Source organism: Mycolicibacterium boenickei (genome assembly GCF_010731295.1).
GTDB lineage: Bacteria > Actinomycetota > Actinomycetes > Mycobacteriales > Mycobacteriaceae > Mycobacterium > Mycobacterium boenickei.
Map to the genome: position 1 here is coordinate 6515038 of NZ_AP022579.1, position 23959 is coordinate 6538996.

29 protein-coding genes and 3 tRNA genes are annotated in these 23959 nt (G+C 66.0%); 17 read left to right on the top strand and 15 right to left on the bottom strand.

What is annotated here, in order from left to right:
- Positions 1–46 precede the first annotated feature (46 nt).
- On the top strand, positions 47–595 hold the full coding sequence (locus G6N57_RS31220) for a nucleotidyltransferase family protein (RefSeq protein WP_077742267.1): 549 nt from the start codon (positions 47–49) through the stop codon (positions 593–595).
- Here G6N57_RS31220 and G6N57_RS31225 read toward each other — a convergent pair.
- Positions 592–1557, bottom strand: a complete 966-nt coding sequence (locus tag G6N57_RS31225; RefSeq protein WP_077742269.1) for a helix-turn-helix transcriptional regulator — start codon at positions 1555–1557, stop codon at positions 592–594. The two genes, G6N57_RS31220 and G6N57_RS31225, sit on opposite strands and share 4 nt — an antisense overlap.
- A gap of 61 nt (positions 1558–1618) precedes the next feature.
- Here G6N57_RS31225 and G6N57_RS31230 point away from each other — a divergent pair, with 61 nt between their 5' ends.
- Positions 1619–2143 carry a DinB family protein gene (locus G6N57_RS31230; RefSeq protein ID WP_077742270.1) on the top strand — a complete coding sequence of 175 codons (525 nt, stop codon included), beginning with the start codon at positions 1619–1621 and terminating at the stop codon, positions 2141–2143.
- 3 nt (positions 2144–2146) lie between these two features.
- Positions 2147–2746 (top strand): DinB family protein, encoded by a 600-nt coding sequence (locus G6N57_RS31235; protein ID WP_077742272.1) that lies wholly within the window; start codon positions 2147–2149, stop codon positions 2744–2746.
- A gap of 13 nt (positions 2747–2759) precedes the next feature.
- Here the strand turns inward: G6N57_RS31235 and G6N57_RS31240 are convergent, their stop codons facing one another.
- Positions 2760–3359, bottom strand: a complete 600-nt coding sequence (locus tag G6N57_RS31240) for a TetR/AcrR family transcriptional regulator (RefSeq protein ID WP_077742273.1) — start codon at positions 3357–3359, stop codon at positions 2760–2762.
- Positions 3360–3435: 76 nt separating this feature from the next.
- On the opposite strand from G6N57_RS31240, the gene G6N57_RS31245 reads away from it, so the two are divergent.
- From G6N57_RS31245 to G6N57_RS31275, 7 genes are all read left to right on the top strand, one after another.
- Positions 3436–4431 carry an oxygenase MpaB family protein gene (locus tag G6N57_RS31245; RefSeq protein WP_077742275.1) on the top strand — a complete coding sequence of 332 codons (996 nt, stop codon included), beginning with the start codon at positions 3436–3438 and terminating at the stop codon, positions 4429–4431.
- Between the two features lie 52 nt (positions 4432–4483).
- Entirely contained in the window at positions 4484–5893 is a 1410-nt protein-coding gene (locus G6N57_RS31250) for an ABC1 kinase family protein (protein ID WP_077742277.1), read from the top strand.
- 9 nt (positions 5894–5902) lie between these two features.
- Complete coding sequence (locus tag G6N57_RS31255) at positions 5903–6820, top strand: alpha/beta fold hydrolase (protein ID WP_077742643.1); 918 nt, start codon at positions 5903–5905, stop codon at positions 6818–6820.
- Between the two features lie 171 nt (positions 6821–6991).
- Positions 6992–7870, top strand: a complete 879-nt coding sequence (locus tag G6N57_RS31260; protein ID WP_077742278.1) for a cyclopropane mycolic acid synthase family methyltransferase — start codon at positions 6992–6994, stop codon at positions 7868–7870.
- Positions 7871–8054: 184 nt separating this feature from the next.
- Positions 8055–8915, top strand: a complete 861-nt coding sequence (locus G6N57_RS31265) for a cyclopropane mycolic acid synthase family methyltransferase (RefSeq protein WP_077742280.1) — start codon at positions 8055–8057, stop codon at positions 8913–8915.
- A 105-nt stretch (positions 8916–9020) separates the two neighbouring features.
- Positions 9021–9716 (top strand): YciI family protein, encoded by a 696-nt coding sequence (locus G6N57_RS31270; protein WP_077742644.1) that lies wholly within the window; start codon positions 9021–9023, stop codon positions 9714–9716.
- Between the two features lie 6 nt (positions 9717–9722).
- Positions 9723–10964 carry an RNA polymerase sigma factor gene (locus G6N57_RS31275; RefSeq protein ID WP_077742282.1) on the top strand — a complete coding sequence of 414 codons (1242 nt, stop codon included), beginning with the start codon at positions 9723–9725 and terminating at the stop codon, positions 10962–10964.
- A gap of 83 nt (positions 10965–11047) precedes the next feature.
- Here G6N57_RS31275 and rplA read toward each other — a convergent pair whose 3' ends face one another.
- The 13 genes from rplA to G6N57_RS31340 form a co-directional block, all read right to left on the bottom strand.
- A complete protein-coding gene (rplA, locus tag G6N57_RS31280; RefSeq protein ID WP_044516013.1) occupies positions 11048–11755 on the bottom strand; it encodes a 50S ribosomal protein L1 in 708 nt (235 codons plus the stop codon).
- Between the two features lie 101 nt (positions 11756–11856).
- Positions 11857–12285, bottom strand: coding sequence for a 50S ribosomal protein L11 (gene rplK / locus G6N57_RS31285; RefSeq protein ID WP_003881829.1), 429 nt, complete (start codon positions 12283–12285; stop codon positions 11857–11859).
- 68 nt (positions 12286–12353) lie between these two features.
- A complete protein-coding gene (nusG, locus tag G6N57_RS31290) occupies positions 12354–13163 on the bottom strand; it encodes a transcription termination/antitermination protein NusG (protein WP_077742284.1) in 810 nt (269 codons plus the stop codon).
- A gap of 27 nt (positions 13164–13190) precedes the next feature.
- Positions 13191–13658: a preprotein translocase subunit SecE gene (gene secE, locus G6N57_RS31295; protein ID WP_077742645.1), complete on the bottom strand. Its 468-nt coding sequence runs from the start codon at positions 13656–13658 to the stop codon at positions 13191–13193.
- Positions 13659–13728: 70 nt separating this feature from the next.
- A tRNA-Trp gene (locus G6N57_RS31300) sits at positions 13729–13801 on the bottom strand.
- A 166-nt stretch (positions 13802–13967) separates the two neighbouring features.
- On the bottom strand, positions 13968–14477 hold the full coding sequence (hadC, locus tag G6N57_RS31305; protein WP_077742286.1) for a (3R)-hydroxyacyl-ACP dehydratase subunit HadC: 510 nt from the start codon (positions 14475–14477) through the stop codon (positions 13968–13970).
- Positions 14478–14490: 13 nt separating this feature from the next.
- Positions 14491–14919: a (3R)-hydroxyacyl-ACP dehydratase subunit HadB gene (hadB, locus tag G6N57_RS31310; RefSeq protein ID WP_036441468.1), complete on the bottom strand. Its 429-nt coding sequence runs from the start codon at positions 14917–14919 to the stop codon at positions 14491–14493.
- Positions 14919–15383 (bottom strand): (3R)-hydroxyacyl-ACP dehydratase subunit HadA, encoded by a 465-nt coding sequence (gene hadA, locus G6N57_RS31315; protein WP_077742288.1) that lies wholly within the window; start codon positions 15381–15383, stop codon positions 14919–14921. Before hadA ends, hadB begins: the two co-directional genes overlap by 1 nt.
- A 10-nt stretch (positions 15384–15393) precedes the next feature.
- Positions 15394–15561 carry a 50S ribosomal protein L33 gene (gene rpmG / locus G6N57_RS31320; protein WP_003881823.1) on the bottom strand — a complete coding sequence of 56 codons (168 nt, stop codon included), beginning with the start codon at positions 15559–15561 and terminating at the stop codon, positions 15394–15396.
- A 46-nt stretch (positions 15562–15607) separates the two neighbouring features.
- Positions 15608–15681: transfer RNA gene (locus G6N57_RS31325), tRNA-Met, on the bottom strand.
- Positions 15682–15749: 68 nt separating this feature from the next.
- Positions 15750–15822, bottom strand: a tRNA-Thr gene (locus G6N57_RS31330).
- A gap of 110 nt (positions 15823–15932) precedes the next feature.
- A complete protein-coding gene (locus G6N57_RS31335) occupies positions 15933–17168 on the bottom strand; it encodes a globin domain-containing protein (RefSeq protein WP_077742289.1) in 1236 nt (411 codons plus the stop codon).
- Positions 17165–17614 carry an RrF2 family transcriptional regulator gene (locus G6N57_RS31340; protein ID WP_075921686.1) on the bottom strand — a complete coding sequence of 150 codons (450 nt, stop codon included), beginning with the start codon at positions 17612–17614 and terminating at the stop codon, positions 17165–17167. Before G6N57_RS31340 ends, G6N57_RS31335 begins: the two co-directional genes overlap by 4 nt.
- A 135-nt stretch (positions 17615–17749) precedes the next feature.
- Between G6N57_RS31340 and G6N57_RS31345 the strand changes: the two genes are divergently transcribed.
- The 7 genes from G6N57_RS31345 (at position 17750) to G6N57_RS31375 (ending at position 23903) form a co-directional block, all read left to right on the top strand.
- Entirely contained in the window at positions 17750–18475 is a 726-nt protein-coding gene (locus G6N57_RS31345; RefSeq protein ID WP_077742291.1) for an MBL fold metallo-hydrolase, read from the top strand.
- 240 nt (positions 18476–18715) lie between these two features.
- A complete protein-coding gene (locus G6N57_RS31350) occupies positions 18716–19705 on the top strand; it encodes a phospholipase effector Tle1 domain-containing protein (RefSeq protein WP_077742293.1) in 990 nt (329 codons plus the stop codon).
- 73 nt (positions 19706–19778) lie between these two features.
- A complete protein-coding gene (locus tag G6N57_RS31355; protein WP_077742295.1) occupies positions 19779–20630 on the top strand; it encodes a DUF8453 domain-containing protein in 852 nt (283 codons plus the stop codon).
- 22 nt (positions 20631–20652) lie between these two features.
- Positions 20653–21363 carry a crotonase/enoyl-CoA hydratase family protein gene (locus tag G6N57_RS31360; RefSeq protein WP_077742296.1) on the top strand — a complete coding sequence of 237 codons (711 nt, stop codon included), beginning with the start codon at positions 20653–20655 and terminating at the stop codon, positions 21361–21363.
- A 160-nt stretch (positions 21364–21523) separates the two neighbouring features.
- Positions 21524–22000, top strand: coding sequence for a MarR family winged helix-turn-helix transcriptional regulator (locus tag G6N57_RS31365; RefSeq protein WP_165777786.1), 477 nt, complete (start codon positions 21524–21526; stop codon positions 21998–22000).
- On the top strand, positions 21997–23238 hold the full coding sequence (locus tag G6N57_RS31370) for an MFS transporter (protein ID WP_077742301.1): 1242 nt from the start codon (positions 21997–21999) through the stop codon (positions 23236–23238). The genes G6N57_RS31365 and G6N57_RS31370 overlap by 4 nt, the downstream gene beginning before the upstream one ends.
- A gap of 224 nt (positions 23239–23462) precedes the next feature.
- On the top strand, positions 23463–23903 hold the full coding sequence (locus G6N57_RS31375; protein ID WP_133118349.1) for a hypothetical protein: 441 nt from the start codon (positions 23463–23465) through the stop codon (positions 23901–23903).
- Positions 23904–23959 lie beyond the last annotated feature (56 nt).

The window sequence follows — 23959 nt, forward strand, 5'->3', positions numbered from 1 at the left end:
ACCGCGCCGGCCTCATCATCGACGCCCGACAGATCCGGGATCACACGTGTTCGACCGCAACGACAACCTTCGTGACGCGTTGAAGCGCGCCGCGTCGGCGTTCAAGGCGCACGGCCCGCGGTTCGCGCTGGCCGGCAGCTATGCGCTGTGGGTCTACGGGGCGCCCGAACCCGTGCACGATGTCGATTTCGTGGTGGCCGAGAGCGACGCCGAGGCGGCCGAGGTGACGTTGCGCAAGGCCGGCTTCGAGATCGTGCACGTCCCCGAGGACTGGTTGTTCAAGGCGTATGCCGACGACGACGTCCTCGTGGACGTGCTCTACCAACTCAACGGGGCATCGGTGGACGCTGCGGTGCTCGGCCGCGTCGAGGTGCTCGACGTGCTGGCGGTCCGGATGCCGGTCCTGCTGCCGACGCTGGTGGTGGCGGAGAAGCTGCGCTCACTCAACGAACACCACTGCGACTTCGCGGCATTGCTTCCTGCCGCCCGGGCGGTGCGCGAGCAGGTGGACTGGGATGCGGTGCGGGTTGCGACGGCCGACAACGATTTCGCCGCCGCGTTCCTGATGCTCCTCGACCGGCTCGGCATCACCTAGTTCCCAGCGGCGGCACGCAGGCGCGCGGCGACGGCGCCGACGGCGGCCGCCACCTCGGGTGGTTCGAGTACCTCGAAGTCGTACCCGACCGTGGCGAAGTACAGCACCATGCGCTCGGGGTCGTCGGCGCCCGCGGTGACGATGCAGGCGTCGGGCCCGTCGGCCTCGACGGTGGCCGAGGCCGGCGGAAACTTCTGTGCCACAACCTCTTGCGGGGCCTGGTAGCGGACCCGGGCGCGGTAGCGGTACGGCGAGGAGCTGATCGAGCGCCGCACGTAGTCGGCGGCGTCCGGGGCCTCGCGCGGCGCGAAGGTGCTGCCTCGCGCCGCCACCACCGACATCCGGTCCAGCCGCAGGCTGCGCCAGTCTTCGCGGTCACGGTCGTAGGCCATGAGGTACCAGCGCCGCCCGGTGGTCACCAGTTGATAGGGCTCCAACCGCCGCTGGGTGTGGTTGCCCCGGATGTCGGTGTAGTCGGTGCTGACGTGTTCGTGGTCCCGGCAGGCCCGGGCCAGGGTCATCAGCACGTCGGGTTCCACCGGCGCGTCCGACGAGTTGGGTGCCAGGGTGACGGTCGCGTCGTGCACCGCCGAGACCTGGGACCGCAACCGTGCGGGCATCACCTGGTCGAGTTTGGACAGCGCCCGCAGCGCGGATTCGCCGACGCCCGCGACGCTTCCGCCTGCGGCCAGCCGCAGGCAGACCGCCATCGCGACGGCCTCGTCGGGATCGAGCAGCAGCGGCGGCAGTGCCGCACCGGCGCCGAGCTGGTAGCCGCCGCCCTGTCCCTTGCTGGCGTGCACGGGGTAGCCGAGTTCGCGCAACCGCTCGATGTCTCGGCGGACGCTGCGCGTGGTGACGTCGAGCCGTTCGGCCAACTCCTCACCCGTCCACACCCGACGCGATTGCAGCAGTCCGAGGAGCTGCAGCACCCTGCCGGTGGTTTCGCTGCTCACGGTCATGCAAGAAGTGTGCCGCACTTTTAGGACCGAATCTGTCCTATATAGATGAGACGGTATTCCTATGTGGACAAACCTCCTGGCCGACCAACTGGACTTCCACTGGACCAATCAACTGAGGCCGCGATTGGACGGCCTGACCGACGACGAGTACTTCTGGCAACCGGTGCCCGACTGCTGGACCGTCCACCCCGACGGCGGCATCGACTTCAGTTACCCACCGCCACAGCCGGAACCGTTCACTACCATCGCCTGGCGGCTCGCCCACGTGATCGTCGGCGTGTTCGCGATGCGTAACCACTCGCACTTCGGCGGCCCGCCCGCCGACTACCAGTCCTGGCCGTACGCCACCGATGCGGCCACCGCCCTGAAACAACTCGACGACACATACCGACATTGGATCGACGGGGTCCGGGGACTCGACGATGATGACCTGGCCAAGCCAGTCGGCCCGGCCGAAGGCCCGTGGGCCGAGCATTCGATGGCCGTGCTGATCCTGCACATCAACCGGGAGGCAATCCACCACGGCGCCGAAATCGCCTGCATCCGTGATCTTTACGTCCACACAACTCAACACAAGGAGAACTGAACAATGCCCGGAATGCCCCCTCCGTCCACCGACGAACGTCAGACCCTGATCGAATTCCTCGCGTTTCAGCAGAACGCCTTCTGCGCGGTGGCCCACGGGCTGACCGACGAACAGGCCCGGTCCACCCCTTCGGTCAGCGCACTGTCGGTCGGCGGCCTGATCAAGCACGTCACCGCGGTGCAGAAGAGCTGGGCCGCCCGCGCCGAGCACGGACCGGAGTTTCCGCCGCCGGATCCGCGTCCGTTCGAGGAACAGGCCGCCGAATACGCCGATCTGTACGTGATGCGGGAGGACGAGACCCTGGCCGGGCTACTCGAGGCGTTCAAGGCCCAGAATGCCGAGACCCTGCGCATTTTCGCCGAGCGCGATCTGGACACGGCCGTTCCGGTGCCTCACGACGTGCCGTGGTTTCCGCAGGACGTCGACAACTGGTCGGTCCGGTGGGTGGCCATGCACCTGATCGAGGAGCTCAGCCGCCACGCCGGGCATGCCGACATCATCCGCGAATCGATCGACCGGGCAACGATGTACGAATTGCTCGCCGCCGAAGAGCAGTGGCCCGAGACCCAGTGGATCAAGCGGTGGCGGCCCGCCGAGGTCTGACCGCCCTGCCGACTCAGCGCCCGAGGACCAACCGGAGCGCGTAGTCCACCACCACCCCGAGGTCGTCGCCCAGGTTCCCGCCCAGCCACTGCTGGGCGAGTTCGGCCATCGCACCGGTGTACATGGCCGCACCGACCTGGGCGGCGACGGGGTCCGACCCCGGATTGAGCCGTCCGCCCTCCGACAGCACCGCCTCGCGTAACAGGTCCTGGGTCGCGGCGCGCCGCGCGGCCAGCACGGGGTTGGCCCTGGCGTCGGTGAACAGCACCCGTCCCCGACGCGGGTCGGCCGAACTGAAGCCGAGCACGGCGGCGATCCCGGCGCGGGTGCGGGCAGGCAGCGAGTCGCCTGCCCCGGCCATCGCCGCCTCGACGTCGGCCGCCAAGGCCGCGCTCACCTGGTCGTAGACCGCGCCGAGCAGGTCGTCGGTGTCGGCGAAGCTCTCGTAGAAGTAGCGCGTGTTGAGGCCGCACTCACGGCACACCGAGCGCACCGACAGCGCGGCTTCCCCACCGTCCCCGAACAGCCGGAACGCCGCGTCGACGAGCAGCGCGCGGCGTTCGGCACGGCGGTCCGTCAGCGGCACGCCGGCCCATCGCGTCGGACTGGACATTCCTACAGCTTAGGTCTGGTCACACCCGTACCCAAAATGTATTCTGGCTACAGACGTAACCAGAAGGGGGTCCACGGTGGACATGCCGCACCAGGTGCTCGAACAGATGCTGCAGCGGAAGTTCGACAAAGACATTCGTCAGCACTACTTCCGCGGCATGGAGTTCGCCGGGCCTGCGGGCGATCCGGGATGGTTCGGCCCGGGCAGCGCCGTCTGGCACGTGCACTCCCACACCGAGGCGCTCATCTTCGGCCTGCAGTGCGCGGCCTACATGGAGCGCCTCGATCCGTCGATCTACTGGATGGGCATGCACCATTCGCGACTGGTCAAACGTGACGAAGACGGGACCGCCATCCCCGTGATCGATCCGCAGGGCGCGGCGGTCCGACTCGGACACTCCATCGCGTTCTTCATCGGTACCGCGTACGGAAACACCGAGACCGCCGAGCGGGTGTCCAAGACCGTCCGCTCGATGCACCACACCATCAAGGGCGCCCGCCCCGACGGCGCGGTCTACGACGCCGACGATCCGGACTGGCTGCGCTGGAACTACGCGACCGTGGTGTGGGGCCTGGCCACCGCGCACGAGATCTACCATCCGAACCCGTTGCGCGGCAAGAAACTTGACCGCTACTACGGCGAGTTCGTCCGCGTCGGGCACGCGTTGGGCGGCACCGACCTTCCGACCACCAAGGCCGAGACGCTGGACTGCCTCGAGTCATACCTACCCAAACTGGCCCTCACCCACGGGGCCGCCATGGCCACCGGGTCCAACCTGCCGATGCCGCAGAGCGCCGTGGACTGGGCGATCCGCGACACCATGCCGAAGTGGGCCAAACAGCTCATCGGCCACACCGATCCGAACCCGATCGAGCGGGCCGGCCGGCGCGCCCTGGTGTGGTCGATCATCAACGGCCTGCACACCGCGGCGGGCACCACGCTCGAGTTCCGGGCGGCCCAGAAGCGCGTCGCGCACGGAACCACCGTCCCGCACCCCGAGCCCACTTACGTGCCCGGAAGCGACCCGGTTCTCAGCCGCGAAGAGGTCGAAGAGAGCTTCGCGTCAGTGTGACTCACGGCACAGATGTTTTTGGCCGCACCGTGGCCTTTGAGACACTGCAGCTATGAGCACTACGCCGCCGAAAACCAAGCACCGTGAGGTCGCCAGGTTGAGCCGGGTGCCGTTGCCTGTGGAGGCCGCCCGTATCGGCGCCACCGGATGGCAGATCACCCGCACCGGGGTCCGTGTCGCCGCCAACATGTTCGGCAGCGGGTCCCTGCAGCAGAAGATCATCAAGCAGGTGCCGCAGACCTTCTCTGATCTGGGTCCCACCTACGTCAAGTTCGGCCAGATCATCGCATCGAGTCCCGGCGCCTTCGGTGAACCGCTGAGCCGCGAGTTCCGCAGCCTGCTCGACCGGGTGCCGCCGGCCGACACCGACGAGGTGCACAAGCTTTTCGTCGAGGAACTCGGCGATGAGCCCACCAATCTGTTCAAGAGTTTCGACGAGAAGCCCTTCGCCTCCGCGTCGATCGCGCAGGTGCACTACGCCACGCTGCACAGCGGCGAGGAGGTGGTGGTCAAGATTCAGCGCCCGGGTATCCGCCGCCGCGTCGCCGCGGACCTGCAGATCCTCAAGCGTGGGGCGCAACTGGTGGAGCTGGCCAAGCTCGGCAGGCGGCTGTCGGCCCAGGACGTGGTCGCCGACTTCGCCGACAATCTCGCCGAGGAGCTCGACTTCCGGCTGGAAGCCCAGTCGATGGACGCCTGGGTGTCACACATGCACGCCTCGCCGCTCGGCGAGAACATCCGGGTCCCTCAGGTGTATTGGGATCTGACCAGCCAGCGGGTGCTGACGATGGAGCGGGTCACCGGGGTCCGGATCGATGACGTCGCGGCGATCCGCAAGAAGGGCTTCGACGGCACCGAACTGGTCAAGGCCCTGTTGTTCAGCGTGTTCGAGGGCGGCCTCAAACACGGCCTGTTCCACGGTGACCTGCACGCGGGCAACCTGTACGTCGACGACGAGGGCAAGATCGTGTTCTTCGACTTCGGCATCATGGGCCGCATCGACCCGCGCACCCGGTGGTTGTTGCGCGAGCTGGTGTACGCCCTGCTGGTCAAGAAGGATCACGCGGCAGCGGGCAAGATCGTGGTGCTGATGGGGGCCGTGGGGACGGTGAAACCCGAAGCGCAGGCCGCCAAGGACCTGGAGAAGTTCGCTACCCCCCTCACGATGAAGTCGCTCGGCGATATGTCCTACGCCGAAATCGGCAAGCAGCTCTCCGCGCTTGCCGATGCCTACGACGTCAAACTTCCCCGGGAACTGGTGTTGATCGGCAAGCAGTTCCTCTACGTCGAGCGCTACATGAAGCTGCTGGCGCCGAGTTGGCAGATGATGAACGACCCGCGGCTCACCGGGTACTTCGCGAACTTCATGGTGGATATCAGCCGTGAGCACGCCGACGAGCGCTTGCGCGAGGAGAATCCAGCTGGAGCGCCTGGGTCGAATTCCGACGGGAACGAGGGCTGAGTGGCCGGCATGAAGGTGCGGTCCGGCTTCGCCAAGTCGACGGCGGAACCCGGCGGTGTCGACCTCTATTACGAGGACATGGGCGACCCGAACGATCCGGCGGTGCTGTTGATCATGGGTTTGGGCGCGCAGATGCTGATGTGGCGCACCGGTTTCTGCGAAAAGCTGGTGAGCCAGGGCCTGCGCGTCATCCGGTACGACAACCGCGACGTGGGGCTGTCCACCAAGTTGTCGGGCAAGCGGGTCGACTCTCCGCTGTCGCTGCGGATGGCCCGGTCGTTTCTGGGCCTGCGCAGCCCGTCGGTCTACACGCTCGAAGATGTCGCCGATGATGCTGCGGCTCTGCTCGATCACCTCAACATCGACACCGCTCACATCGTCGGCGGCTCGATGGGAGGGATGATCGCGCAGGTGTTCGCGTCCCGGTACGGGCAGCGCACCAAGTCGCTCGCGGTGATCTTCTCCAGCAACAACCAGTCCCTGCTACCGCCTCCCGGCATCAAGCAGCTGCTGTCGGTGATCACCGGCCCGCCGGCCAATTCGTCGCGAGAAGCCATCATCGACAACGCCGTTCGGATCAACAAGATCAACGGCAGCCCCGGCTACCCCACTCCCGAAGAGGAGATCAGGGCCCAGGCGGCCGAGTTGTACGACCGCGCCTACTACCCGGCCGGCATCGCCAGGCATTTCGACGCCATCCTCGGCAGCGGCAGTCTGCGCCACCACGACAAGCGGATCAGCGCGCCCACGGTGGTGATCCACGGACGCTCCGATCGGCTGATGCGTCCGTTCGGTGGCCGCGCGGTCGCCCGGGCGATCGACGGTGCGCGCTTGGTCCTGATCGACGGCATGGGGCATGAGCTACCGGAGCCGGTCTGGGACGAGATCGTCGGCGAACTCAAGACGAACTTTGCCATGTCAAGCTGATTACGTGAATCCGCAACGTTAAATTCGCGAATCACTGTTTGCCGGCAGCTGAAAGCTCGGTAGCTGGACGGATTGCCTCTACAGTCTGTGGCAGCAGTCTGGGGGGCGGCTAGGTCAAGACGTGGCGTAGCGCAGCTCTACCCGGAAAGTCCCTGCCAAAGAGGTGCCTTTGTGGGCGAACACCCGGGAAAACTCAAACCTCATTTCGACGACGTACAAGCCCATTACGACTTGTCCGACGATTTCTTCGCGGTCTTTCTGGATCCCAGCCGGACCTATAGCTGCGCATATTTCGAGCGCGACGACATGTCACTGGAAGAAGCACAGACGGCGAAGATCGACCTGGCGCTCGGCAAGCTCGGACTGCAGCCGGGAATGACGTTGCTCGATGTCGGATGTGGTTGGGGTGCAACGGCTATGCGCGCCCTCGAGCAGTACGACGTCAACGTGGTGGGCCTGACGCTCAGCCGCAATCAGGCCACCTACGTGCAGCAGCTGTTCGACGAATCCGACAGCCGACGCACGAAGCGAGTATTGCTGGCCGGCTGGGAAGAGTTCGACGAGCCGGTCGATCGCATCGTCTCGATCGGCGCGTTCGAGCACTTCGGACATGACCGCTACGACGACTTCTTCCGCTTCGCCCACGACGCCCTGCCCGCCGATGGCGTGATGCTGCTGCACACCATCACCGGACTGCACCCGCGCGAGGCCCACAGCAGGGGCGTCCCGCTGACCTTGGACCTCGCCAAATTCATCAAGTTCATCCTCACCGAGATCTTCCCGGGCGGCCGGCTGCCGTCGATCGAGATGGTCGAGGAGTATTCGGCACGCGCCTCGTTCACGCTGAGCCGTCGCCAGTCCCTGCAGAGCCATTACGCCCGCACACTCGACCTGTGGGCAGCGAACCTGGAGGCCAACCACGATGCGGCCGTCCGGATCCAGTCCCAGGAGGTCTACGACCGGTACATGCGCTATCTGACCGGATGCGCGGACCTCTTCCGGAAGGGCCAGATCGACGTCAACCAGTTCACCCTGCATGTCGCAGGTTAATTTCCTTCGCTAACGAGGCGCGCCCGGCGCATTTGCGCAGGCAACGCCCCACGAACGATCTTGCCTCGGGAAAAATTTGTTTGCCGAACAAATTCAGTGACGGCGGCGGCAACAGGAGCCCGGTAGTGACCTGCGGTACCCTGAGATCCGCGGGGAGAACACTACAGCTTGGAGCATATCGAATATGTCCAAATTGACACCGAAATATGAAGAACTGCAGTCGATCTACGACATTTCCAACGAATTTTATGAACTGTTTCTGGGCCCCACAATGGGATATACGTGTGGCTATTTCGAGCGCGAGGACATGACCGGCGACGAGGCTCAGATCGCCAAGTTCGACCTGGCGCTGGGCAAGCTGGGTCTCGAGCCCGGCATGACCCTGCTGGACGTCGGTTGCGGCTGGGGCGCGTGCATGGCTCGGGCGATCGAGAAGTACGACGTCAACGTCATCGGCCTGACGCTCAGTGGCGAGCAGCGTGAGTACGCCATCGACAAGCTCTCCAAGGTGCCCACGCAGCGCAACGTCGAGGTTCGGCTGCAGGGCTGGGAAGAGTTCAACGACAAGGTCGACCGCATCGTCTCGATCGGCGCCTTCGAGCATTTCGGTTTCGAGCGTTATCCGGCGTTCTTCGAGACGGCCTACAACGCGCTGCCCGACGACGGCACCATGCTGCTGCACAACATCACGGGATTCGACCTTCGCGAAGGACAGAAGCTCGGCCTGCACATGACGTTCGAGGATGCCCGGTTCGCCCGGTTCATCATGACCGAGATCTTCCCCGGCGGCCGGCTGCCCTCGGTGGCGATGGAGCAGGAAAAGGCGACCGAGGCCGGGTTCAAGGTCACCCAGCTGCAGGAGATCGGCCCGCACTACGTCAGGACGCTCAAGATCTGGGCCGACGCACTTGAGGCCCACAAGGATGAGGCCATCGCCATCCAGGGCCAAGAGGTGTACGACCGCTACGACAAGTACCTCAACGGCTGCCAGAAGTACTTCGCCTCTGGCCACATCAGCGTCCATCAGTTCACGCTGCAGAAGTAGTCCCGGGAATCCCGCCCGCGGACTGTCGGATCCCGGCAGCGTCGTTCGTCGGATAGGTAGAGAGTGGAACAGACGGTTCTACTCGCTGACCCTCCGGAGACGACGATGCACTACTTCGCATTACTGATCAGCCAGGACGTAGCACTCGCGCCCGAGCAGCAGGCCGAAGGCATGGCAGCCTTCCAGGCATTTCACGCCAAGGCCAAGTCGGCGATCCGGGCCGGCGACGCGCTGGACAGAAGCGCTGCCGCCACCCGGATCGACGGCGGTCCGGACCACCCGACGATCACCGACGGCCCGTTCGCCGAGGGTGCCGAGGTGGCCTGCGGCTACTACGTGCTCGAGGCCGACAATCTCGATGAGGCGCTGGCCCTGGCCCGCGACATCCCGGTCGCCCAGTTCGGCGCCGTCGAGGTCTGGCCGATGGTGCATTGGCAGGCACCCGAAAAGCCCCTCGGCAACGACTGGTTGGCCCTGCTGCTGGAGCCGCCCGAGGACATCAACACGCCGGGCACCGACGAGTGGAATCAGCAGGCGGGCCAGCACGTCGAACTCGCCAAGACCATCGGCGACAGGACACTGGCGGGCGCGCCGCTGCACCCGCCGACAACGGCGACCACTGTGCGGGTGCGCGACGGCAAGGTGTTGTTGACCGACGGGCCCTACATCGAAGGCGCCGAGGTGGCCAACGGCTTCTACGTGCTGCGGGCGGCCGATCGCGAGGAAGCCGTGAAGCTGGCGTCGATGATTCCGGCGTCGGCCATCGAGGTCCGCCAGTTGGCCGGGGTCTCGGGCCTGTAATCACCGATGACCCAGCTGGACAGCGTCTTTCGGCGGGAGTGGGGGCCGGCGGTAGCCACTATCGCCCGCTGGTCGGGTGATCTCACCGTGGCCGAGGACGCTGTCCAGGAGGCCTGTGCGCAGGCGCTGCGGGTCTGGCCGGCCGAGGGAACACCGGCCAATCCCGGTGCCTGGTTGACCACCGTGGCGCGCAATCGGGCCCTGGACCGGCTCAGGCGTGAATCCGCCCGTCCCGGAAAGGAACTCGCTGCAGTGTACGAGCAGGTGAATGCGTCGGGCGACGCCGAACTGCATCCGGTGCGCGACGACGAGCTGCGGATGATGTTCACCTGCGCACATCCCGCTCTGGACCGCAGCTCCCAGCTGGCGCTGACGCTGCGGCTGATCTCGGGGCTCACCGTCACCGAGATCGCCCGCGCCCTGCTGCAGTCCGACGCCGCGATCGGACAGCGAATCACCCGGGCCAAGAACAAGATTCGCAAGGCCAACATTCCGCTACGGGTGCCACCACCGGAGCTTCTGGAGGAGCGCACACCGCATGTACTCGGCTGCATCTATTCGGTGTTCACCGAGGGCTACTGGTCTACGGGCGGGCCGTCGGCGATCCGTGACGAGCTGTGCGACGAGGGTGTCCGGCTCGCGGGCGAGTTGTGTTCACTGATGCCCGGCAACCGGGACGCACATGCCCTCGCGGCACTTGTGCTGCTGCATGATTCGCGACGCCGCACCCGGGTCGACGCGGACGGCGCTCTGATACCGCTGGACGAGCAGGACCGCAGTCACTGGGATCGGGGACGTATCGCGCGAGGCCTGGAGCACTTGCGGCTGGCCGAAGGAGCGCCGGGCACGTATCTGCAGCAAGCGGTGATCGCGGCACTGCATGCGACGGCGCCGTCCTGGCAGCACACCGACTGGGCGACGATCTGTCTGGCCTACGACCAGTTGGCGGCGATGACGGGCTCGCCCGTCGTACGCGCCAATCGTGCTCTCGCCGTTGGCTTTCGCGACGGCTTCGCGGCTGGGTTGGCTGACCTCGACGAGGTGGCCGGCGATCCGCGGCTGGCCCGGACCAATGCGGTCGCGCCGATCCGCGCGGATCTGCTGCGCCGGGCGGGCCGTTTCGACGAGGCACGGCGCTGGTACCGCATCGCCCTCGACGGCGAGGGTGCCGGGTCCGAGCCGGCGCGGGCTTTCCTGCGGCGCCGCCTCGCCGAGTGTGGCCCAGAAACGCCGAATGGCCAGTTATGACACGCGATTCAGAGAATCTTGTGCCGTAACTGGCCACTCGACAGACGGATTACGCCTCAGAGCCCATGGTCGGCTCCGCTGCGCTACGCCTCCGTGAAGTTCCGGGTCACCGACGGATCAACCGGGATACCCGGACCCGTGGTGGTGGAGACGGTCACCTTCTTGAGGTAACGCCCCTTCGAGGACGACGGCTTGGCACGCAGTACCTCGTCGAGGGCGGCGCCGTAGTTCTCGGCCAGCTTGGCCTCGTCGAAGGACGCCTTGCCGATCACGAAGTGCAGGTTGGCCTGCTTGTCGACACGGAAGTTGATCTTGCCGCCCTTGATGTCGGCCACAGCCTTGGTGACATCGGGGGTGACGGTGCCGGTCTTGGGGTTCGGCATCAGACCGCGCGGGCCCAGCACGCGGGCGATCCGACCGACCTTGGCCATCTGATCCGGGGTGGCGATCGCGGCGTCGAAGTCCAGGAAACCGCCCTGGATCTTCTCGATCAGGTCGTCGCTGCCGACGACGTCTGCGCCGGCGGCCAGTGCCTGCTCGGCCTTCTCGCCGACGGCGAACACGGCGACGCGGGCGGTCTTGCCGGTGCCGTGCGGGAGGTTGACGGTGCCGCGGACCATCTGGTCAGCCTTGCGGGGGTCGACGCCGAGGCGGATGGCGACCTCGACGGTGGCGTCCTGCTTCTTGGACGAGGTCTCCTTGGCCAGCTTCGCAGCCTCAAGCGGCGTGTAAAGCTTGTCCCGGTCGACCTTCTCCGCGGCTTCGCGGTATGCCTTGCTGTTCTTGCTCATTGAAATCCAATCGTGTTCTTGGAGTCGTGGTGCGGGCCGATGCCAGCCCTCCCACTAGGGATGCGGATATTCGACCCTTGTTGTCGGGTCGATCCGCTTCGCTACTCGACCGTGATACCCATCGAGCGGGCGGTACCGGCGATGATCTTCGACGCGGCGTCGATGTCGTTGGCGTTGAGATCGGCCTTCTTGGTCTCAGCGATCTCGCGCACCTGGTCCCAGGTCACCTTGGCGACCTTGGTCTTGTGCGGCTCGCCCGAGCCCTTCTGCACACCGGCTGCCTTGAGCAGCAGCTTGGCGGCGGGCGGGGTCTTCAGTGCGAACGTGAAGCTGCGATCCTCGTAGACGGTGATCTCCACGGGGATGACGTTCCCGCGCTGCGACTCGGTCGCGGCGTTGTACGCCTTGCAGAACTCCATGATGTTGACGCCGTGCTGGCCAAGTGCAGGACCGACCGGCGGGGCGGGGTTGGCCTGCCCGGCCTGGATCTGCAGCTTGATGAGCCCGGCGACCTTCTTCTTCGGGGCCATGCTTCTGGTGTTCCTTTACTTGCTCATCCAAGGGCGCGAACGCCCGTTGTTTCTAGCCGCTGTGGCGACTAAATCTTGGAGACCTGGTTGAAGGTCAATTCGACTGGTGTCTCGCGACCGAAGATCGAGACCAGCACCTTGAGCTTCTGCTGCTCGGCATTGACCTCGCTGATGGAGGCGGGCAGCGTCGCGAACGGGCCGTCCATGACGGTGACGGACTCGCCGACCTCGAAATCGACCAGGATCTCGGGCCGTTCCAGGGTGGCCTCGGTGCTGGCACCGGTCGCCGCGGCGGCGGTGGCCTTGGCGGGCTTCTTGGCCGCGCCCTGCGGCAGCAGGAACTTCACCACGTCGTTCAGCGACAGCGGCGACGGACGCGAGGTGGCGCCGACGAAACCGGTGACACCCGGGGTGTTGCGCACCGCGCCCCACGACTCGTCGTTGAGTTCCATGCGGACCAGGATGTAGCCCGGCAGCACCTTGCGGTTGACCTGCTTGCGCTGGCCGTTCTTGATCTCGGTGACCTCTTCGGTGGGCACCTCGACCTGGAAGATGTAGTCGCCGACGTCCAGGTTCTGCACGCGGGTCTCGAGATTGGCTTTCACCTTGTTCTCGTAGCCGGCGTAGGAGTGGATGACATACCAGTCGCCGGGCTTGAGGCGCAGCTCTTTCTTGAGCGCGACTGCCGGGTCCTCGTCTTCGTCGGCGGCAGGTGCCTCTTCGGCCGCAGCCTCCTCGGGAGCCGACTCGGTCTCGTCGACCGTGTCGGTCGCCTCGACGACCTCCTGGCCCTCGGCCGATTCCTCGGTCTGCGACTCGACGCCGTCGACGTTAACGGTCTCGTCGGCGAGCGTCTCGTCGCCGTCGAACGTGGTCACGTTGTCAGTCCTCTCTCAAATTCCAGATCAGGTGCCGAACACCAGCGACACCAGCCGCGCCAGTCCAAGGTCGGCGCCGGAGATCAGCGCAACCATGAACACCAGGAAGACCAGCACCACCGTGGTGTAACTGACCATCTGCTTGCGGTTCGGCCAGATCACCTTGCGCAGCTCGGCAACGACCTGCCTCAGGTAGTTGACGACGAACATGATCGGGTTCCGCGAAGGTCCGGTCTTGTTGGCCTTCGCGTTCTTCTTGGCCTTCTTCGACTTGCCGGAGTCGGCCTTGGCATCGTCGCTCGACGCGTCGTCCTCGGCGGCCTCGTCACTGTCGGCCTCAGCAGCCACGCCACGACGGGTCCGCTTGCCGGTCGGGCGCAGCGGTCGGGTCACCACAGCGGTCTGGCCGTGAGTGGTGTCCGTTGCCCCGGTGTCGGTGCCAGCGTCGGTTCCAGTGTCGTCTGCGGAGCCGGCACCTTCGCGCTCGTCGCTCACCGCATGCCTTTCGTCCTGGTTTGTGTGTTCACCTTCCAGTGTCCACACGTTGTCGAGTATTCAGTTTGAGCAGGGGCGACAGGACTTGAACCTGCAACCTGCGGTTTTGGAGACCGCTGCTCTGCCAGTTGAGCTACGCCCCTCTGTTGGTGACTTGCTGGCGCTGTTGTCACCGTACTGCGCCGAGGCTTACACAATTCGCGCGCTCTCCGATCGCTCGATTGTCAAGCCGACGGACAGCGCGCTGAAATGGGAAAAACCCCGAGTGCCGAGTGTACCCCGGCGTGGGTGTCATCTACTAATCGACCGCTACTCCCCGGCGGCCTTGCGAACGACCTTGCCGGTCTCCGGATCCCACTTCACCTGGATCGAATCGTCTGCGTCGTGACCCATCATCGTGGTGAAGGCGTCCAGCACCACTTCGCCGTTGTCGTCGGTACACACGTTGTGCGTGACGACGATGTCGGCGCCGAAGCGCTCCTCGACCGAGGTGATCGTCATGACCGCGTGCAGTTGGTCGCCGGCCTTGAGCGGCTTGCGGTAGACGAATTTCTGGTCGACCTGGACGATCTGCTTGGTCTCCATGCCGACGTCGACGTTCTGGAAGAAATGTTCCTGCACCAGCAGGGCCAGCGTGGAGGCGAAGGTGAGCGGAGCGACCAGGGCGTCGTGGCCGAGTTCGGCGGCGGCCGCCTCGTCGTGGCTGGCCGGGTCCATGGCCTTGACGGCCTTGGCGTACTGGCGGATCTGCTCGCGGCCGATCAGGAAGGGGTGCGGATACTTCCAGACCATTCCGCGGATGTCAGCCTTGAGTGCCATGGCCCAGAACTCCTTACGCCAGTTTCGCGGTCGCGATAGCCCGCCCGAAGATCTTCTTTCCGCCTGCGGTCGCCGAGATGGCGATGGTGACCAGTTTCTCTTCGGGATCGACGGACTTCACGCGCCCGTTGAACACGATCTCGGCGCCGACACCGTCATTGGGGACGGGCACGACAGCGGTGAACCGCACGTTGTACTCGGTCACGGCGGCCGGGTCGCCGACCCACTCGGTGACGTAGCCGCCGCCGACTCCCATGGTCAGCATGCCGTGGGCGATCGCGGTGTCGAGGCCGACCTGCTTGGCGATCTCGTCGTCCCAGTGGATCGGGTTGAGGTCACCGGACACGCCGGCGTAGTTGACCAGATCTCCACGGGTCAGCGGGATCACGCGCTCCGGAAGCGTGTCACCGACCTTGACTGAACTGAACTCGCGCAGCGCCATCAGTTAAAACCCTCTTCTCCGTCACCCGCACGTCCCGCCAGGGTCGTGTAGGCCTCCTGGACCACCTCACCGTTGTCGTTGGTGATGATGTTCTTGGTCACGATGATGTCGGTGCCGTGCGCCTTGCGCACGGAATGCACGTACACGTCGCAGTAGAGCTTGTCACCGGCCTTGACCGGCTTGAAGAACTTCAGCTCCTGGTCGACCTGAACGATCTGGGCGTCCTGGATGCCGATCTCGGCCCACTCGAAGAAGGCCCACTGCGCCTGGTACCCGAAAATGCAGATGAACGTCAGCGGCGCGAGCAGTGAGTCGTGCCCTAGCTCAGCTGCGGCAGCCTCGTCGAAGTAGTACGCATCGCTGTTCTTGACCGCGATCGCGTGCTCGCGGATCTTCTCACGCCCGACTTCGTAGTGCTCAGGATGCCGGTAGTGCATCCCGACGATGCTGGTCGATAGAGCCACGAGCGTTTGGCTACCGCGACTCTTTGTGCGGCTGGTGGGTGCCGCAGTTGGGGCAGAACTTCTTGATCTCGAGCCGGTCGGGATCGTTGCGGCGGTTCTTCTTGGTGATGTAGTTGCGGTGCTTGCACACCTCGCACGCCAAAGTGATCTTCGGCCGTACGTCGGTACTCGACGCCACGTCAGTTCTCCCTGCTCAAAATCACGCTCTGCTTTTAATGTTTCTGTAGCGGTGGGGAGGCTCGATCTCCCGACCTCACGATTATGAGTCGTGCGCTCTAACCAGCTGAGCTACACCGCCCCGGAGGGTCCCAGGTGGGGCTCCACGTCGGATACTCCCGCGTCGCTTCGCTCGCCTGGCGTCCACCGAGCCCCCTAACGGAATCGAACCGTTGACCTTTTCCTTACCATGGAAACGCTCTGCCGACTGAGCTAAGGGGGCTTGTCCCGCAGCGTTGCGGCTGCGGGGCCTTAAAGAGGGTACAACCTCCCCGGCAGCCGCACCAAACCGCAGGTCAACGCGGCCGCCGAGGAGGTGTTTTCCCTGTTCGGCTAGTCCAGGAGCCAGTCGTTGGGCGCGAACAGCTCGCAGTGCACCCGCTCGTGGGCGACTCCACGGTCGCTCAATTGGGTGCGGACCGCCTCGACGAATCCGGCCCCGCCGCACAGGTAGTACGCGGCGTCGGCGGGCAGTTCGATGCCGTCGAGCTTGAGCAGGCCGGCGTGGACTCCGGGGGCACCGCCGGTGACGCCGTCCTCATACCAGAGCTCGAGGCTCGCGTTGGGCAGCGCGTCGATCAGTTCGTGCTGACGCTCCCGCAGCGGGTGTCCGTTGTCGCTGCGGTCGGCGTGCAGGACACGCACGTGGGCGTCGGGCGCCTCGGCAGCCAGGAATTCCAGGATGCCGACCATCGGGGTGATCCCGATTCCGGCCGACACCAGCACCAGCGGACCGTCGGGCCGGCCGCCGTTGTACAGATCGCCGAACGGCACCGTGACGTCGAGCAGGTCGCCCACGCACAGGTTGGCCCGGATCCAGGACGACACCTCCCCCGCGGGCTGGTCCGCGACGGCGTCGACCGGCTTGACCGCAAAGGTCAGATCGGTCGATCCGGGCACACCGACCAGGCTGTACTGACGTAGCTGTCGAGCGCCGTCGGGCAGCGTGACGCCGACCGAGACATATTGTCCGGGAGCGAAGTTGACGGGCGCCTCGGCGCGGACGGTGACCAGCACTGCTCCGGACGGATCGTCGACGCGGGAGATGACGCGCAGCCGCCGGAAGACGTCACCGGGTTCGACGCCGGCCCCGGCGTACAGATCCCGCTCCAGCGCGATCAGCGTGTCGGCCATGATCCAGTAGACCCGGTCCCAGGCCGCGGCCACCTCAGCGGTGACCGTCTCGGCACCGAGCACGTCCACGATCGCCGCGAACAGGTTGTCGTGCACGATCGGGTACTGGTCGGCGGTGATGCCGAGCGAGGCGTGCTTGTGACCGATGCGGGCCAGCAGGGCCGACGGGTGCGGCAGCTCGGGATTCACCAGATGGGTGGCGAATGTGGCGATCGAGGCCGCCAGCGCGCGCTGCTGGGCACCCTGGGCCTGGTTGCCCCGGTTGAACAGGTTGCGCAGCAACTCGGGGTGGTTGGCAAACAGTCGCCGGTAGAACTCCGAGGTGATCTCGTCGATGTGCGCGCCGATGAGAGGCAGTGTCGCCGAGACGATTTCGGCGTGGTGCGGCTCCAGTTCGTCGCGTACCGCGGACGGCTCGGGGCTGGTGACGGTCATCGGAGATTCCCTTCGGTTGTGAGTTGTAAAACGATCGGCAGGCGGCTGTCTGCCGTGAGGTCCGTGACGGTGTAGCGGTCGAGTTCGCGGTAGAACGCCTCTTTGGCGTCGGCCAGCACGCGTCGGAGTCGGCAGGCCGCGATGAGCGGACACGGGGATTCCCCGCCGCATTCGATGACCTCGCGGTCACCTTCGAGTTCGCGCACCAGCCAGCCGATCGAGGCGTTGCGCCCCGCGTCGGTGAGCACCAGTCCCCCGACCCGGCCCCGCCGGGCGTGCACCATGCCGAGCTCGGAGAGCTTGGAGACGGCCTTGGCGACGTGGTGCTCGGACGCGTTGGCCCCCGCGGCGATGGTGCGGGTGGTGATGCGTCGGTTCTCGGACTCACCCGAGGACAGCAGCATCAGCGTGCGCAGTCCTAGGTCGGTGAACCGGGTGAGGTGCATACCGATGACGCTAGTAATTCCGTATTTCTGATACCAGTTTTATTGCATGTGGGTTCAAACACGTGATGACGTGCGGTTTTTAGACCTGCGGGGATACGCGACGCAGGTGATCCGCAGCACCAATAGGCTTGACTCATGTCCGAGCCCAAGGCCCAAGACCGCTTGTACTTCCGGCAGTTGCTGTCGGGTCGCGACTACGCGGCCGGCGACCCGATCGCCCAGCAGATGCGCAACTTCTCCTACCTGATCGGCGACCGCGAAACGGGCGACGCCGTCGTGGTCGACCCGGCGTACGCGGCCAACGACCTCGTCGACGTGATCGAGAACGACGGCATGCGCCTGTCCGGCGTGCTGGTCACACATCACCACCCCGACCACGTCGGCGGCACGATGGCGGGCTTCTCCCTCAAGGGCCTCGCCGAGCTGCTGGAACGCCAGAGCGTGCCGGTCCACGTCAACACCCACGAGGCCGATTGGGTCTCGAAGGTCACCGGGATCGCGCCGAGCGAGCTGACCGGTCACGTCCACGGCGACAAGGTTTCGGTCGGCGAGGTGCAGATCGAGCTACTGCACACGCCCGGCCACACCCCGGGTAGCCAGTGCTTCCTGCTGGACGGCCGCCTGGTCGCCGGGGACACGTTGTCCCTCGACGGATGCGGGCGCACCGACTTCCCCGGCGGCAATGTCGACGACATGTTCCGCAGCCTGCAGGCGTTGGCCAAGCTGCCCGGAGACCCGACCGTCTTCCCCGGGCACTGGTACTCGGAGGAACCGAGCGCCCCGCTCGACGAAGTCAAACGCAGCAACTACGTGTATCGCGCGTCAAACCTCGACCAATGGCGCATGTTGATGGGCGGCTGATGAATCGGTTCAGTCGGGCCGAGTGCGGAATCCACTGAATTTACGGCGCCGCAACGGGGCAATTCCGCCTTACGATCCGCCATCTGCCACGGATTTCGTTGCCCAAACGGTTGCATTAGGAACAATGCGCCGTTTTGCGCGATTCGAGTAGTGCAATACTCAGGACATCAGGCCATAGACCCGGCAAAGTACTTGTCAGCAGTTGTCGAGAAGTAGTTGACAGTCCCGCCGGGGGTCGCCGTGAAGAACATCGTGCTGTGCTTCGACCACACAGATGAACATCCCGGACTCCGTGACGCATCGAATACCGAGATGCTCTTTCGGTTGCTGGACGGCACCGATCAGCTGAACTGGTATCACAGCGGCACGGCCAATCGACACGGCAGACGAATCACTCCGGGCCGCCGCGGCGACGCCGCCAGCGAAGCCCGGGCCGCCATCGTCGAGGCCTACCGATTCCTCGGAGATGCGTGGGATCCCGGCGACCGGATCTTCCTGTTCGGCGGCGGCGAGGGCGGGCACCGCGCCGGTGAGCTGGCGACCCTGCTCGGCACGGTCGGCCTGTTGCCGGCCCATTCCGCAGACGTGCTGGACTACGCGCTGGCCACCTATGTACTGCCCCGCACTCCCCGCACGCCTCAGGATTGGCGCCACATCAGGGTGTTGGCGGCGCAACTCGTCGGCGACCACGATCCTGCCGTACCGGTGCGGTTCGTCGGGTTGTGGAATGCAACGGCCACTCCGGGCACGAAGCAGCGGATGGGTCCGCTGCCGACCGTCGAAACGGGCCGGCACGCGGTGGCCGTGGACGGCGGGCGCCGGACCATGCGGTACTGCGAGCACCTCGACGAAGTCTGGTTCCGGGGCAGCCGCAGCGACGTCACCGGCGGCACCGGCGCGTGCTGGCCGTTGTCGGATATCGCTCTCGACTGGATGCTGGACGGGGCCATCGCCGCGGGGCTCCAGGTGATCGACAACAGCGCCTGCCCCACCGATCTCGATGCGCTGGCCGGGACGGCGCCGACGATTGGCCGGTGCCGGGCGCCGCTGGATGCCAAGGTGCACGCGAGCGTGGAGGTGTATCTGCGTTCGCACCCGCACTATTGGCGGCGGCTGCCCGCGCGTATCGAATGGGCCGATGCCGAATGGCTGGCTCGCGGTGAGCGCCTGGTCCACACTCCTGTCACCGAGACCGTGCAGCGCGACATCCTCACCGCCGTCGCGTCATGACTTGACCGGTTTTGGTCAAAGTTTGCTGAGCCGGACCGCTGCCCGCTCGGAAAGTCCGTGATATACCCACTTGGTGGGGATCATCGATTCGGTCACGGAGCGGGGGCGTGAGTTGGCTAGTTTCGAACCGGGTGCATGGACTGCGCTCGCGGCATGGGTGGCGATCGTCGTCGTCGTCATCGCATTGATCTATGCCTGGCGGCAGTACCTGAAGGCCAGGGACCGGCAGGCCGAGCTGACCCAGCCCAATGTGTCGATGTTCATGGAACCCAGCAGTGCCGATTGGCATCTGGTCGAACTCGTGGTCCGCAATTACGGGCAACGGCCCGCCTACGGGTTGCGGTTCGAGTTCGCGAACCCGCCCACGGTCGGCAAGTACGAAAGTTCGTATGACGACAACTTCGTCGACATCGTGCCGCTGAACCTGCCCGCGGAGATCCCGTATCTGGCGCCGTCGCAGGAGTGGCGCATCGTGTGGGATTCGGCGCTGGACCGCAAGCAGCTGGGCGAGGCCATCGCGTCGCGCTTCGACGGCGCGATCACCTACTACGACGAGCCGGGTTCCGCAGGCAAGCCCAGTGGCCGCAAGCTGCGCAACACCGCGGTGCTGGATTGGGCAACGCTGCCGCCGGTCGACCGCATGGAGCTGCTCACCACGCATGACCAGGCACGCCGGGAGAAGCAGAAGCTGGAGTTGTTGCGCGGGGTGCTGACCTATTTCCAGTACGCGGCCAAGGAGACCGACGAGCAGACGCTGCGCAACGAGATCAACCGCATCAACGCCCTGGGCGCCGAGGTGCGGTCCCGTTGGCGCGACCGGTACGAGGCCAGTCACGACGATGACGACGACGATTACGACGATGACGATCCCGAGACGGATCTGATCAAGCCGGCGACCACCTCCGGCAGGCGTCATCGGGCCTGAGGCCACTCGCTACCATCGTGCGATGAGCAGCCTGGTGAGCTACGAGCTCAACGACGCCGTAGCCACGATCACGATGGACGACGGCAAAGTCAACGCACTGTCGCCTGCGATGCAGGCCGAGATCAACGCGGCGCTGGATCAGGCGGCTGCCGGCGCGGCTGCCGGCGAGGTGAAAGCCGTGGTGCTGGCAGGCAGTTCGAAGGTGTTCAGCGGCGGGTTCGACCTGAGTGTGTTCTCGGCGGGCGACGTGGCGGCGACGCTGGGCATGCTGGCGGGCGGCTTCGAACTGGCGAAGCGGACTCTGAGCTTCCCGGTGCCGGTGATCATGGCCGCGACCGGGCACGCCATCGCGATGGGCTCGTTCCTGTTGTTGTCCGGCGATCACCGCGTCGGCTCGTCGACAGCCCGGTGCCAGGCCAACGAGGTGAAGATCGGGATGACGCTGCCGATCGCGGCCATCGAGATCATGCGGATGCGCTTGACCCGGGCTGCCTTCCAGCGCGCGATCTCCATGGCCGCGGTGTTCACCGGCGACGCGGCGATCGCGGGCGGCTGGGTCGACGAGGTCGTCGAACCCGACGCGGTGCTGTCCCGTGCCCAGGAGGTGGCCGCCGAGGCCGCGGCGACCTTGAACACCGGCGCGCATGTGGCCAGCAAGCTCAAGGCCCGCGCCGACGCCCTGACCGCGATTCAGGCCGGAATCGACGGGCTGGCAAAGGAATTCGCGGGCTAGGTCCGCTTTTCGGACTGCCCGCACGCCACCTCCGTCACGTCAGCCCCGACTGCGGGGCCATCCGCTCACGTTCGTAACGCCACGGCGATTTTTCGATCGTTTTTCCGCCCTGGCGTTACGAACGCGGACCGCGCACCGACATTCGCGGCGCAATATATCTATGTGCTATGCACATATAGTGCCTCGCTACAACCAACTCGATGAGCTCCTGGTGCGCATCCACACCGTCCGGCAACGCCCGGGATGGCGGCGCCGGCTGATCGACGCGTCGGGCAGCGTTCCGTCGCTGTCGACACTGCGGGTGCTGCGAGCCGTCGAGCAGCGGGAGAAGGCCGGGCAGAGTGCGTCGGTCGGCGATGTGGCCGAGTACATGGCCGTCGAACACTCCACCGCCAGCCGCACGGTCGCCAATGTCGTCGCGGCCGGCCTGCTGACCAAAGCCCAGGACACCGAGGATCAGCGCCGGTGCGTGCTCGCCCTGACCGAGGCGGGGCGCCAGGCCCTGGCCGACGTCACCGAACGGCGACAGGAGATGGTCGCCGAGACCGTGGCCGACTGGCCCGAGTCCGACGTCGACAAACTCGTGGACCTGTTGGAGCAACTCGTCGCCGATTTCGAGCGAGGGATCAGCTCGTGACAGCCCAGACCACGGCCCGACCGCACCCGCGCGGCGCCCTGCCGCTGATGTTCGACCCGGTTTTCGGAGCCCTGTTCTGGGGCAAGATGTTCTCCGTCGTCGCGGTGTGGACGCACGGCATCGTGGCGGCCATCGTCATCTTCGACGCCACCGGCTCGGCGGTGATGGTGGGCATGGTCGGCGTCGCCCAGTTCCTGCCCCAGCTCATCCTGAGCCCGACCAGCGGCAAGTGGGCCGACGTCGGCAACCCCGGCCGCCAGATCCTGTGGGGCCGGGTGCTGTGCATCATCGGTTCCGGCTCGACCGCACTGTGGCTGGCCCTGTCCCCCGACTTGCAGGGCACCGCGGCAGCGGTACCGGTGCTCGTCGGCTCCACCCTCGTCGGCTTCGGATTCGTCATCGGCGGCCCGGCCATGCAGTCGATCGTGCCGAGCCTGATCCGCGACGGCGAACTGCCGACGGCCATGGCGCTCAACAGCATTCCCATGACCATCGGCCGCATCCTCGGCCCGGCGATCGGCGCGTTCCTGGCCGCCCGGCTCGGTGCGGCGCCGGGCTTCGCGATCAGCGCGGGCCTGCACCTGGTGTTCGCGATCTTCCTGCTGCTGGTCACTTTCCCGGCCCGGCCCGAGCGCAGTCCCGACGGTGATTACCGGGTGCGCGCGGCACTGGCCTACGTCTGGCGTGACCGTCCGCTGCTGCTGGCGCTGCTCGCGGTCACAACGGTGGGGTTCGCCTCCGATCCGTCGATCACGCTCACCCCGTCGATGGCCGACGAGCTCGGCGGCGGCGCCCATCTGGTGGGCGCGTTGTCGGCGGCGTTCGGCCTCGGGGCGGCCGTCGGCATGGTGGTGCTGGCCGGGATCCGCGGCCGGCTGCCCGCTGCCCGGGTCTCGGCGGTCGGGCTCTGGCTGCTGGTGGCCGGGAGCGGCCTGCTCGCGCTGGGCACCGTGACGGCTGTGGCCCTGGCCGGTTTCGCGATTGCGGGGCTGGGGTTCGGTTGGGCGATGACCGGTCTGAGCACCGTCGTGCAGGAGCGGGCGCCGGAAGCGTTGCGGGGCCGGATCATGGCGCTGTGGCTCGTCGGCTTCCTCGGGTCCCGTCCGTTCGCGGCGGCACTGCTGGGCGGTGCGGCCGACGTGTTCAACGTGCGGGTGGCGTTCATGATCGCCGGTGCGGTGACGCTGGCGGTCGCGTTGGCGGCCCGGCCGGCCGCGCTGTCGGCACCGGCTCCCTAACTCTGGCAACGCAGCAAGCTAGCAAATCACTCGCAGCGATTCCAGCGAACGATCGTCGGCGTTCGGCACACCGGTTCGAACATTTTGCTCTCGTTGCTCCAGAAATTGGCGCGAACAGATATCGATGCATGTGGCTGCCGTGTTGACAGGCGTTTCACTGTTGCTTACGGTTTGCTCCATCGTGCACATGGCGCGAACAGAACATTCGCTAGACGGGGGCGATAATGGAAAGCATCAACCGTGGGACACTGGCCGGGCCGCAACAGAGCCGGCGGTCCAGCAACTTCTCCGGGCGCATTGGCGCTGACCGCAAGATCGCAGTAAGGCTCCTCAACGTGGCCGTAGTCATGGCCTTCTTGAGTCTGACCCACCCCGGCATCGCCGCCGCCGACCCGATCCAGTTGCCCGACCTGCCCAACGTCGACGAATCACTCGCCTACACGTACGCGATGGACCATCAACGGGAGATCTGCAGCATCCTCGACTATCGGTTCGCTCAGACCGCGCCCGCCGTCGAACCGATCGACGCGATCATGGCCGAAGTGGCCGCGCGCAGTGGCTTCAACTTGGACACAGCCGGTTTCGCGGTCGGTGTGGCGATGGGCACGTCATGCCCCCAGTACGTCGATCGATTCGAAACCGCCGCAGACCAGGAGTTGGCCTGACGTTTCCGCTCGGGGGCTGTAGACGTCGGACCCGATCCCAAATCCGGAGGACGCCC